At 64.5% G+C, this 12153-nt stretch carries 10 protein-coding genes; 8 read left to right on the top strand and 2 right to left on the bottom strand.

Annotated elements, in window-relative coordinates:
* The first annotated feature begins 16 nt into the window (after positions 1 to 16).
* From O5M90_RS06170 to O5M90_RS06160, 3 genes are all read left to right on the top strand, one after another.
* Positions 17 to 1207 (top strand): XylR family transcriptional regulator, encoded by a 1191-nt coding sequence (locus tag O5M90_RS06170; protein WP_269840383.1) that lies wholly within the window; start codon positions 17 to 19, stop codon positions 1205 to 1207.
* A 217-nt stretch (positions 1208 to 1424) separates the two neighbouring features.
* Entirely contained in the window at positions 1425 to 1799 is a 375-nt protein-coding gene (locus tag O5M90_RS06165) for a glycoside hydrolase domain-containing protein (RefSeq protein ID WP_269840382.1), read from the top strand.
* A gap of 94 nt (positions 1800 to 1893) precedes the next feature.
* Positions 1894 to 3510 (top strand): glycosyl hydrolase family 8, encoded by a 1617-nt coding sequence (locus O5M90_RS06160; protein WP_269840381.1) that lies wholly within the window; start codon positions 1894 to 1896, stop codon positions 3508 to 3510.
* A gap of 50 nt (positions 3511 to 3560) precedes the next feature.
* Here O5M90_RS06160 and O5M90_RS06155 read toward each other — a convergent pair whose 3' ends face one another.
* Positions 3561 to 4985, bottom strand: coding sequence for a polysaccharide pyruvyl transferase family protein (locus tag O5M90_RS06155; protein WP_269840380.1), 1425 nt, complete (start codon positions 4983 to 4985; stop codon positions 3561 to 3563).
* Positions 4982 to 6871 carry a glycoside hydrolase family 2 protein gene (locus O5M90_RS06150; protein ID WP_269840379.1) on the bottom strand — a complete coding sequence of 630 codons (1890 nt, stop codon included), beginning with the start codon at positions 6869 to 6871 and terminating at the stop codon, positions 4982 to 4984. The genes O5M90_RS06155 and O5M90_RS06150 overlap by 4 nt, the downstream gene beginning before the upstream one ends.
* A gap of 390 nt (positions 6872 to 7261) precedes the next feature.
* On the opposite strand from O5M90_RS06150, the gene O5M90_RS06145 reads away from it, so the two are divergent.
* The 5 genes from O5M90_RS06145 to O5M90_RS06125 all read left to right on the top strand — a co-directional run bounded on the left by O5M90_RS06145 (position 7262) and on the right by O5M90_RS06125 (position 11826).
* Positions 7262 to 8065: an NAD-dependent epimerase/dehydratase family protein gene (locus O5M90_RS06145; RefSeq protein ID WP_440401880.1), complete on the top strand. Its 804-nt coding sequence runs from the start codon at positions 7262 to 7264 to the stop codon at positions 8063 to 8065.
* 71 nt (positions 8066 to 8136) lie between these two features.
* Positions 8137 to 9066 carry a TRAP transporter substrate-binding protein gene (locus tag O5M90_RS06140; protein WP_269840378.1) on the top strand — a complete coding sequence of 310 codons (930 nt, stop codon included), beginning with the start codon at positions 8137 to 8139 and terminating at the stop codon, positions 9064 to 9066.
* A gap of 13 nt (positions 9067 to 9079) precedes the next feature.
* Entirely contained in the window at positions 9080 to 9568 is a 489-nt protein-coding gene (locus tag O5M90_RS06135) for a TRAP transporter small permease (RefSeq protein ID WP_269840377.1), read from the top strand.
* Positions 9559 to 10842 carry a TRAP transporter large permease gene (locus tag O5M90_RS06130; protein ID WP_269840376.1) on the top strand — a complete coding sequence of 428 codons (1284 nt, stop codon included), beginning with the start codon at positions 9559 to 9561 and terminating at the stop codon, positions 10840 to 10842. Before O5M90_RS06135 ends, O5M90_RS06130 begins: the two co-directional genes overlap by 10 nt.
* Before the next feature lie 6 nt (positions 10843 to 10848).
* Complete coding sequence (locus tag O5M90_RS06125) at positions 10849 to 11826, top strand: SMP-30/gluconolactonase/LRE family protein (RefSeq protein WP_269840375.1); 978 nt, start codon at positions 10849 to 10851, stop codon at positions 11824 to 11826.
* The last annotated feature ends 327 nt before the right edge of the window (positions 11827 to 12153 follow it).

The raw sequence follows: 12153 nt of genomic DNA, 5'->3' as shown, positions 1-12153 counted from the left end.
TTGGAGACAAAGACCCATGAAGCTGCCGACCACGCACCGCATTGCGCTGCTGTTCAAGTCCAATGAGATTTATGGTCGTGAAATTGTTGAAGGCATATCGCAGTACCTGAGCTCCACGCGGGTGTCCTGGGATCTGTTTCTGGAGACCGACTTCAGCGCCGGTCTGGCGAATATCGCAAGCTGGCAGGGCGACGGCATCATTGCCGACTTCAACGATGCACCGGCACGCAGCGCCTTGATGGGGCTGCCGACGCCGGTGGTCGCTGTGGGCTGTGCCTTTGCTGATGCCAGCATGTATCCGCCCGGCATTCCCTATGTAGCCAGCCATGACGGGCGGCTGATCTCGCTGGCCTATGAGCATCTGGTCGAGGTCGGACTGTCGCGCTTCGCGCTGTTCAGCGTGCCACCGGCGCCCGACAACCCTTGGGCACAGGAGCGGGAGCACGAGTTCCGCAAGCTGATGGAGCGCGACCGCTTGCCGGTCGAGATCTATCGAGGCACAAGCCGCAATGCGCCGACCTGGGGCGAGGAAGGCTCGAGTCTGGTGGCGTGGCTGCGTGCCCTGCCCAAGCCGATCGGCATCATTGCCGCCAACGATTCGCGGGCGCGCCAGCTCCTGCAGGCCTGCCTGATCGCCGATATCGCGGTGCCGGCCCAGGTGGCCCTGATCGGGGTCGACAACGATCCGCTGGCCCGGGTACTGACCCGCATTCCACTGAGTTCGGTCATTCAGGGCACGCATGAGATGGGCCGCACGGCGGCCCGCATGCTGCATCAACTGCTCAACGGTGTGCGCCAGCCTGCTACCCAGGTGCTGGTGGAGCCGGTTGGCGTCCATGTGCTGGCCTCGTCCAGGCATGAGACTGCCAAGCATCCCTATGTGATGCGGGCCCAGCACTTCATCCGCCAGTACGCCTGCCAGGGCATCAAGACCGAGCAGGTGGCCGACTATGTCGGGATTTCCCGCTCCTCCCTGGAGTCGCACTTCCGGACCGAATTGGGCCGCAGCGTTCACGACGAAGTGCTGCGCTTCAAGATCGATGCGGCCACCACCATCCTGGCCAATGACAGCACCAGCATCGCCGATGTGGCGATCCGCTGCGGCTTCACCTCGGTGCAGTACATGCACGCCGTCTTCAAGCGCGAGCTGGGCTGCACCCCGAGGAAGTACCGCGATCAGATGCAGGCATCGGCCGAAATCGGCTGAACGGGCGGCTGCCCGGCAACGGTAAAACATGAGTCGGTTTGGTCGGTTTCGCAATTGAGCGCGATCCGGCTTGGGTGGACATTCGCGACGGCCCGATCCGTCGTTGCTCCCAGCCAGCCGACCCATGAACCGAAGTGCTCTTGCTCACCTCACCCTGCTCGCATGGGGGCTGCTCGCCTGCGGGGCGGCCCGGTCCACACCTCCAGCTTTGATCGAGGTGGACTCCTTGATCGGCGTGGCTATCTGCGCGGTCAGTCTGGGCCCGGACACGGTGGCTCCGCAGGAGACCTCGGGCTACCGTTCCAACAATCCGGTGCTGGGCTTCAGCCACAACCACAGCAGCGGCACCGGCGGTACCGCGCGCTACGGCGATCTCAGCGGGAAGCGCCTGGTGATCCGCGCGCCGGGCCTGTCGCCGACGCACGAGTGCGTGCAGTCCGCCACGCGCAACGGGCGGCCCTCCAAGCAGGCGTGGTTTCGCCACTGCGACATCGCCGATGGCGCCGAGTTGGTCTTGCCGTGGGGCGCCCAGCCTTCCGCCTGGGGCCGTGATCTGCCGCAGCCATCGCTGAGCTCGGCGCGGCCGCGCTGACGCCGACGTTTCCACTTCAAGCGAAAGGAGCCCACCACTTCCCCTATTCATCCCTTTGGCACGGATCTCATAAAACACCGACGGAGACAAATCCATGACAAGCAGAAAACACTTTCTCAAGCAGTCGCTGGCCGCCTGCGCCGGGCTGCTGAGCGCCGGCTTCGGTTCCGCTCAGGCGCAGACCGCCCCCTATGGCCTTGCGGTGAGCTATTTGCCTGCCTCCAACAGCGCCACGCTGACCTGGCAGAGTGCGCCGCCGGCCGCCTTCGGCTTTGACATCGAGCGCCGACCCGCAGGCGGCACGACCTGGACCAAGGTAGCCTATGTGCCCGAGCCTGGCCGCTCGCACACCGACACCAATCTGCAACCGCTGACCCGCTATGTCTATCGCGTGATCGGCTACCGCCCCGGTGGCCCGACGGCCGGCTACACCTCGGAGAGCATGGTGGCCACGCCGCTGAACTTTCCCTATGGTGTGAACTATCCGAACGGCATCCGGCCCAGCAACTTCAGCCAGGCGCAGCAGAACGCCGATGTGCTGGCAATGTGGCAGGCCTGGCGCAGCTTCTACCTGACCAGCAACGGCGCCGGGACGAACGGCATTCGCGTCTACAAGCCGGCCGAGAACGGCGAGTCGGTGTCCGAGGGCATCGGCTTCGGCATGCTGATCTCGGTCTTCATGGCTGCCACGGGTAACAGTGGTAAGAGCGACCTCGATGGCCTGTTCCGCTACTACCGCAGCAAGCCGCAACTGCTGAACGGCAACGGCATCGGGCTGATGGCCTGGCGCATTGCCGCCGACGGTTCGGTCATCGACAACTATGTGGCACCCGACGGCGACATCGACGCCGCCTACGCTCTGCTGGTTGCCGACAAGAAGTGGGGCAGCTTCGGCGAGATCAACTACAAGCAGGAGGCGGTCGCGATCCTTAACAATCTGATGAAGTGGGCGGTGCTCAACCGCGGCGCGGGCGACTCGAACCTGATGTACCGGGCCGCGATGACGGTGCTGGATCGGGTCGAGAAGGCAGACGACTACACGATGAGCTCCTACCAGATCGTCAGCTACTTCAAGCAATTCAAGGAGGCCGCAGCCGATGCACGCTGGGATGCGGTGCTGCGCGCCGGCTACAAGTTTCATGACTACTTCTACAAGGCCAACCCGAGCAACGGCAGCCTGACGCCGTTCACCTTCCTGACCCAGCCGGGCAGCAACCAGTATCAGCCGGGCGTGAAGGGCTACAACTTCGGCTACGACTCCAGCCGCACGCCGTGGCGCCTCGGGCTGGACTATCTGTGGCACGGCACGACGAATGCCAACTTCGCCAAGCTGACCCACACCGGCATCAACGCCAATCTTCCCAGGGACATGCCGACGCGCCAGGCCAAGTGGTTCGAGGCCATCACCGGCGGCAATCCGCAGGCGGCGATGGTCAGCTACGAACTCGGCGGCGGCACCTCGCCGGGCGCCTACCGGGCCGGCCAGCGCAATATGGCCTCGGCGATGGCAGTCGGCGCGATGACCGATGCCTCCAACCAGGCCTGGCTGAACACCCTGTATGCGTGGATGCGTCAGCAGGTGCCCGGTCAGACTTTCAGCAGCGGCGGGATTACCGTGCAGCCCGACTACTACGGCGACACGGTACTGATGGCCTGCATGATTGCTGTCACCAGCAATATGCCCGATCTGCCGGCGGTACCGATTCCCTGACGATATGGCGTCGGCGGAGGGCCTTGACGAGGCCGCCGCCGGCCGCCCGGCTAGCGCTGGGGCAGGCCGATCACCTGCCGCAGATAGCGCATACCGAACGCATGACGTTCCTGCACGCCGGTCATGGCCCGAGCCAGCCGACGCCTAGCCTTCGGAAGGTCGCGCAGGATGGCCATCAGCGCTGCTGAGATGTCGGCGCCGCTGGCCCGGTTGATGTCGGGGATGTACCAGTCGCCCAGACCGATGTCGCGGAACATATCGGCCTTGATCGAGTCCTCGGGCTGATGAACCATCAGGAAAGGCGTGCCGACGGCCGCCGCGATGATGGGCGAGTGGTTCTCGATGCTCAGCACTGCCTGCGCCTGGGCGAACAGGGAGGCGGCTTCGTCGGGCAACCAGTAGCTGTCGCGCACCACCACTCGGGCGGCCACGTCCTCGGGCAGTCCCTCCTTGAGCAGGAGGCCCAGCAGTTCTACCACATAGACCGTCTCGGGCACCAGGGCCACCTTGTGCCCGCCGTGCCCCGGCGCGCGCAGGTAGTCGATGATTGCCGTCTTGAGCTTGTCGTGGTCCGCCTTCAGGTACAGCGCGTTATAGACCTCGCGCGAGTCGCCCTGGCGCGTCTTGGTGCCCGTGGGTGTCCAGCGATGGCGCGGCACCACGCAGATGAATTTTCCTGAGACGAGGCCTTGGGCCTTCATGAAGGCGGCGGCCCTGGCATCGTCGCGGGCATCGAAGGCGAAGGTACTGTCGGGCACGAAGTCCGCGTTCACGCCGGACAGGTCCAGACTCAGCGCCTGGCGGTTGATCGTCTCGTTGACCGGGGTCGCGGGGTCGTCGACCGAGGCCCCCAGCGGCCCGTCCACATCGGCGCCGCCCAGCAGGCGCAATGAGGTCCGTTCGCGGGTGAATACAAAGCTGGCGGCGCGCAGGGCCTGCACGTCGGCGCTGCGCTCACCGTCGTTGAAGTAGGTGAAATTGAAGGAATCGGTGGTGATGCCGAACATGCCGATCGGGCGGCCGGTGCGGCGGTGAAAGCTCAGCAGCGCGGCCGGCTCGAGGATGCCGGCGCCGGAGCCGATCACCATCACGTCGGCCGAGGCCACGGCGGCCTCCAGTGCAGCGTTGCTGGTCGCGCCGCTGGCGTCGATCTCGCCGCTGACGATCTCCAGGTCGGGGAATACCCGGCGGTGGATCGTGCCGGCGTCGAGCGCGCCATCCGCCACCCGCCCCAGGCGGGCGATCTCGCCGCGGATCACCAGGTCCTTGTGCACCCACAGTGTGATCCGGGCCTCGGGGATGTAGCGGCGCAGCAGCGCCAATGCGCCCGGCACATGGCCGATGTCACCGATATTGTTGGTGTTCCAGGCATTGCGCCAGAGGATGTGCGGTGCCTTCGCACTGGCCAGCGATGACAGCGGCACGCTCGTCAGCCCGAGGGCGGCGAGCGCGTGGATGAGGTCCCGGCGCTTCATGGCTTGACGGCTTCCGCTTTGCGCTTGAAGTAGTTCGACAGGACGTCGAATGCCAGCTTGCGTTCCCCGGTTTCGGAGATCACGCCCTTGCGGTTCCAGCCATTTTGGTACACCGGATGCTCGCGCCGCGGCGACTGGAAATCCTTCAGGATCCAGGGCGAGACGCCGCGCAGGAAGCTGATGTTGTCGGCCATCTTCAGCGTGTTGGTGTAGAACTGGGCCTGGAACTCTTCCGAGTACTTCGGCTGGTTGACCGGGTCGTGGTAGTTGGCCTTGGCGTCCGCACCGAACTCCGACAGCACCATCGGCTTGCCGTGGAGGTTGCTCCAGTTCATCGTCGTGATGTCGGCCAGCGAGTCGTCGCCGTACCAGCCGGTGTAGGTGTTGATGGCCAGGATGTCGAGCTTGGCGGCCAACGGGTCGGTGATCTTGGCCTCGATGCGTTTGCCCACCTTCGCCTTGTCCGCCCACAGCGCGGCGCTGACCAGGCGGCTCGGGTCAAGGGCGCGGGTGTCGTCGGCCAGTGTGCTCTGGAAGTGCAGGCGCTCGGGTGTGCCCGGCGTCTCGTTGCCCACGCTCCAGACGAAGACTGAGGCGCGGTTGCGGTCGCGCAGGATGTTCTCGGCCATCATCTTGCGGGCGGTCAGCAGGGCCTTGGCGCTGCTGAAGTCTACCGACCAATAGACCGGAATCTCGCTCCACACCAGCAGGCCCATCTCGTCGGCCATGCGCACCGTCAGCTCGGAGTGCGGGTAGTGGGACAGGCGCACATAGTTACCGTTGAGACCGTATTTGATCTCGGACAGCAGGGCTCGGGCGGCCTGCGGCGTGATGATGCGAGCCGGGGTTGGACCGAACTCTTCCTCGTGCATGCTGATGCCGCGCAGGAAGATAGGGCGGCCGTTGAGCAGGATGTTCTCGCCCACCACCTTGATGGTGCGGAATCCGACGCGGTCGCTCAGGCTGTCGTCGCCGGCCTGCACCTGCACGTCGTAGAGCTTGGGCGACTCCGGCGACCAGCGCTGCAGGCTCGCCGGGGCCTTCACCTTGAACGTGGCCTGGCCGGCCGCATCGGTGCTGGCCGTCAGCTTCAGGCCCAGTTCGGCAATGCTCAGCGTGACCGGCTGCCTGGCAGCGCCGGGACCGTCGAGCTTGACGCTGGCGCTGATGCTGCCGTCCTCGTTGAGGTTGAGATGCTGGTCGTCGATATAGGTCTTGGGCGTGTAGATCAGGCGCACCGGGCGGGTAATGCCGCCGTAGAGCTCCCAGTCGGTGAATGTGGGCGGCACGCTCTCATCATTGCGGGTCGAGTCGACGCCGACGGTGATCTGGTTCTCGCCCTTGCGCAGCAGACTGGTGACCTCAAAGGTGAACGGGGTGAAGCCGCCTTCATGCTGGCCGACGAACTTGCCGTTCAGATAGACCGAGGCCTTGTAATTGACTGCCTCGAAGCGCAGGAAGGCACGCTGCGTGCTGCTGTCCTTGCCCAGATCGCGCGCGTTGAACGTGCGCTGGTACCACATCAGGCCGTCGTAGTAGCGCAGCTCGGTATTGGGCATATTCCAGGAGCCCGGCAGGGTGGCGCGCGGCGCCCGCTGCATGTCGTACTCGAAGAAGATGCTCGGGTTGGCCTTCTCCTCGGCCTGCACGATGACGTCGCGGTAGCGCTGGTTGCGCGGGTCCGGCGGCGTGTTGTTCATTTCGCTGAGGCTGACGCGGTAGCGGTCCTTGGAATAGGTCCAGGTGCCCGACAGATCGTCGCCGCTGCGGTTGATCGCATTGGTCAGCAGGATGGGCGGGTGCAACTCCTTGGCGGCCTGGCTCGGTGTGGACGACAGGGCGCTGGCCAGCAGGGCGGCGGCCAACAGGTGGCGGGAACGATTCATCAGGTCTCCGTTTGTTCTTGGGGCGATGCGGTTGTTGAGGCCTCGCTGGTACAGGCCTCGCCGAATCTGCTGCCCCTGCGCGCGCGGGTCGAGAAGGGCAGGGCAGATATTTGATCATCGTGCCCGCAGTCCGGCGTCTGGGCAATTGTGAAAATCGCCAAGCCACTCCATGTTTCCCGGGCGCGCGTGTCGCTTTGTTGCGCTGGCAAAAACCCAATGCGCTTGGTGAGTTTCGCAATTGCCTGCGAACCGGCCCGGCGGCACCATGCGCCGTCTCTTGGCCGTCCACTCGCGGGATGGGTCACTGAGCATCGAGTAGTCACAACACGGAGATTCCCAGATGTCAGACCTTCCCGCGCGGGCCGCGCTGTTTGCCGGTGTTCTGCCGCGATGAGGTGCAGACGCCTGCTGCTGACCGGAGCCGCCGGGGGGCTGGGTCGTGTGCTGCGGCCACGGCTGCAGCGGCATTGCGAACGCTTGCGGCTCAGCGATCTTGCTGACCTGGGCGGGGCGGCCGCACACGAGGAACTGATGCCGGCTGATCTGGCCGATGCCCACGCCATGCTGGAGTTGCTGGACGGTGTCGATGCGGTGCTGCACTTCGGCGGCGTGTCTGTCGAACAGCCCTTCGACATGGTGCTGCCAGCCAATATTGTCGGCGTCTTCAATCTCTACGAGGCTGCGCGGCTACAGGGCGTGCGTCGCATCGTGTTCGCCAGTTCCAACCATGTGACCGGCTGCTACCGGCAGGGCGAGGTGATCAGACCAACGGCTCCGGCACGTCCCGATGGCTACTACGGAATCAGCAAGGCATTTGGCGAGAACCTGGCCAGCCTTTACTTCGACCGGTACGGCATAGAGACGGTGAGTCTGCGTCTGGGCAACTGCGCACCCGAGCCGGCCGATCGCCGCGGGTTGGCCATCTGGCTCAGTCACGACGATCTGGAACGACTGGTCCTCGCCAGCCTCAGCGCCGAGGACGTCGGCTGCCTGACGATCTACGGGGCCTCGGACAACCCGAGAGCTTGGTGGGACAACAGCGCGGAGCGCGACATCGGCTACCGCCCACAGGACAGCGCCGAGGCCTACCGCGCGCAGATCGAGGCCAGGCCACCGGTCGCCGACCCGCAAGACCCGACAGAGCTCTACCAGGGGGGGCGGTTTCTCGGCATCGGTCCCTTCCCATTCCCTTAAAACTCGGAGACCTACCCATGACGACCCTCTCGCCTGCCCGCTTTGCGGCATTGGTCCTTGCATTGGCGGCCATGCTGGCCGCTGCCGGAGCCCAAGCTGCCGTTTTCCGATCGGCTGATATCCATCCCGATGATTACCCGACCGTGCAGGCGGTGCGCCAGATGGGCGAGGCCATCAAGACCGCGACCGGTGGCCGGCACACGGTGCGGGTGTTCTCCAAGGGCGTGCTCGGCAACGAGAAAGACACGATCGAGCAGACCAAGATCGGCGCGATCGCGATGACCCGGGTCAATGTGGCGCCGATGAACAATATCTGCCCGGCCACGCTGGTGCCGACCATGCCTTTTCTGTTCCGCTCAAAGCAACACATGCGGGCGGTACTGGACGGCCCGATCGGTGACGAGATCCTGCGCGACTGCGAGGCCCAAGGCTTCGTCGGCTTGGCCTTCTACGACTCCGGCGCGCGCTCGATCTACACGGTCAGGAAGCCAATTCACAGCATTGCCGATGCCAAGGGGCTGAAGGTGCGGGTCCAGCAGAGTGATCTGTGGGTATCGCTGATTGAGGCGATGGGTGCGAACGCGACGCCAATGCCTTTCGGTGAGGTCTACACCGCACTGCGCACCGGCCTGGTCGATGCGGCCGAGAACAATTATCCGAGCTTCGAGTCCACCCGTCATTTCGAGGTGGCCAGGTTCTACAACAAGACCGAGCACTCGATGGCGCCTGAGTTGCTGCTGTTCTCGAAGAAGGTCTGGGACACCTTGTCTGCGGCCGATCAGCAGGCGATCCGCGCTGCGGCAAGGGCTTCGGTGTTGACGATGCGGCGACTGTGGGACGAGCGCGAAGAAAAATCGCTAGCGATAGTGAAGGCCGGCGGAGCCCAGATCGTTGAGGTAGACAAGGCTGGATTCCAGGCTGCGATGCCGCCGGTCTATGCCAAGTTCATCAGCGACCCGAAGCTGCAGGACATGATCAAGCGTATTGGTGCGGTGCAGTAAGCGCGGGCAAGCCATGTACACAAGATTCTGTGCCGCGCTGGCGCGGCTGTGTCTACGCGTGGGGGTCGGCGGCATGGTGCTGCTGGTGATCGCGGTGCTCTACCAAGTGATCGGTCGCTATGTCCTCAACGACACACCGACCTGGGCCGAGAGCGCGGCGGTGATGCTGGTGCTCTATGTGACCATGCTGGGCATGGCGGTCGGCGTGCGCGATGCCGGCCATATCGGGCTTGAGTCCTTTCTCGTGCTGGCGTCGGATGGCGTGCGACGAAAGATGGAGTTTCTGATCCATGGCCTAGTGCTGGTCTTTGGCGTTGTGATGGCCTGGAACTGCGCCCTGCTGGCCCTGAGCGTGTGGAACTACAAGATTCCCACGCTAGGCATTTCCGAAGCCTTCAAGTACGCCCCGCCAGCCCTGGCCGGTGCGTTGGTCACTCTGTTTTCACTTGAACATCTGCTGGCCCTGCTGAGCGACCGTGACGTGGAGCCCTCATGGCACTGACTGTTCTTTCCGTCAGCTTCTTGCTGCTGCTTTTGTTGGGCGTTCCGGTAGCGTTTGCCATCGGCCTGTCCTCGCTGGCCGCGCTGCTCGTCGAGGGCATGCCCTTGGCGGTGGGCTTCCAGCAAATGATCTCGGGCATGAACCCGTTCTCGTTTCTGGCCATTCCGTTCTTCATATTTGCTGGCGAGATCATGATGTATGGCGGCATTGCCGACCGGATCATCAACTTCGCCAAGGCGGTGGCAGGCCATGTGCGCGGTGGTCTTGGCATGAGCAATGTGCTGGCCTGCACGCTCTTCGGGGGCGTCTCGGGCTCGCCGGTGGCCGATGTCTCGGCGATGGGGGCAGTGCTGATCCCGCAGATGAAGAAGGAGGGCTATGACGCCGACTACGCGGTCAATGTCACCACGCATGCGTCCCTGGTCGGAGCCCTGATGCCCACCAGCCATAACCTGATCATCTTCAGCCTAGCGGCCAGCGGCCAGGCCAGCATCGCGACGCTGATCCTGGCCGGCATCGTGCCGGCGCTGCTGTTGACCGTCTGCAATCTGGTGGCTGCCTATCTGGTGGCGGTCAAGCGCGGCTATCCCGCCGGCAGGTTCCCCGGGTGGGCGGTGGTCGTGCAGTCGTTCGCGCAGTCGTTGCCCGGTTTGCTGGTGATGGTCATCATCATCGTGGGCATTCTGTCGGGGGCCTTCACCGCGACCGAGTCGGCCGCCGTGGCCGTGCTCTGGGCGCTGTTCCTCGCAGCCATCGTCTACAGGAAGCTGACCCGCGAGCAGTTCCTGAAAGCGGCCGCCAAGGCGGTCAAGAGCACTGGCACCGTGCTGCTGCTGATCGGCATCAGCGCGATGTTCGGCTATCTGATCGGCCTGTATGGCGTGGCCGAGCTGACCGGCGAGATGCTTGCCGGCTTCAGCGACAAGCCCTGGGTGATATTTCTGTGCATCAACCTGATTCTGTTCGTGCTCGGCACCTTCCTGGACATGGCCGCCACCATCCTGATTTGCACGCCGATCTTCCTGCCGATTGCCCAGCAGTTCGGCATGAGCACCGAGCAGTTCGGCATCGTCATGCTGATCAACTGCGCGTTGGGCCTGAACACCCCGCCGGTCGGCACCACGCAATTTGTGGGCTGCACCATAGGCGGCGTGTCGGTGGGTACGGTGATGCGCACCATCTGGCCCTTCTACGGCGGACTGATCGTCGCGTTGATGCTGGTCACGTTCGTGCCGGCGTTCTCGATGTGGCTGCCCGGTCTGTTCCTCAAGTGAGCCCGCATGAGCAGCACCGGACCGCAGATTCCGTTTGAGGCCAACGCACGCTATCCCGACCCGCGCATCGAGGTGCTTGACGAGCGCCTGCGCGAGCTGCGCCTGTTCAGCGCCAGTGTCGAACAAGTGGCTAGCGGCCTGCGCTGGGCCGAGGGACCGGTGTGGTTTGGCGACGGACGCTACCTGCTGCTCTCGGACATCCCCAACAACCGCATCCTGCGCTGGGACGATTGCTCGGGGCAGCTCAGCGAGTTCCGCCGGCCGTCCAACCATGCCAACGGCCTGGCGCGAGATCGGCAGGGCCGGCTGCTTGCCTGCGAGCATCTGACGCGCCGCGTTACACGCACCGAGTACGACGGCCGCATCACCGTCCTGGCTGATCAGTTCATGGGTCGGCGCCTCAATTCACCCAACGACATCATCTGCCAGCGCAATGGAGCGATCTGGTTTACCGACCCGAGCTTTGGCATCGAGAGCGACTGGGAAGGCACACGAGCGGCCTCAGAGTTACCGCATGCTGTCTACCGCATTGCGCCCGACGGTGGTGCTGTGGAGCAAATGCTGGTCGGCCTGCAAGGCCCCAACGGGCTGGCGTTCACTCCTGATGAGGGGCTGCTCTACATCGTCGAGAGCCGCGCTAGGCCGCACCGTAAGGTTTGGGCCTACGAGCTCGGTGCCGATGGCCACTTGTCCGGACAGCGCCTGGTGATCGATGCGGCCGGGCCGGGGGCGCTGGACGGCATCGCCGTCGATGCGCAGGGCAATCTCTGGTGCGGCTGGGGCAGCGATGGCTCGCTGGGAGCCGATGCCGGCGCGTTGGATGGGGTGCGGGTGTTCGCTGCCGACGGTACCGCCTTGGGCCATATTCATCTGCCCGAACGCTGCGCCAACCTGTGTTTCGGCGGTACCAAAGGTAACCGCCTCTTCATGGCCAGTGGCCATTCCCTGTACGCCCTGTACACCAACACGCGGGGTGCGTGCTGACGGGACGTGGACAGCGATCTGCGGGTCGCTTGTTCCTTGGTCGCGGAGTCTCTCCAACCCAGTCCGAATCCTCCCGTACCCCCTGCTGATCGACCGCCTGGCGGGTACGATCCGCCGCGTTTGGCGCACATCCTAGGGTTCGCCCGGACGGGACGGCGACACCCAGAAAGAAAAGCCGAAAAAGATGAGTTCGCTTGGTCACTTTCACAATTGAGGCAGGGGGGCGTCCGGGTCGATAGTTGATCCCGTCGAAGCAGTCAATGCGACGCCGGTCAGACGGGCTGAGTTTGCGTCTCGGCCGCCCGGTAGCAAGTGATTCATGACCCT

The organism is Paucibacter sp. M5-1 (assembly GCF_027498415.2).
In the GTDB taxonomy this organism is placed as follows: domain Bacteria; phylum Pseudomonadota; class Gammaproteobacteria; order Burkholderiales; family Burkholderiaceae_C; genus Roseateles_E.
Note: the sequence above shows the minus strand (reverse complement) of the source record. Positions and strands in the feature narration are given on the sequence as shown.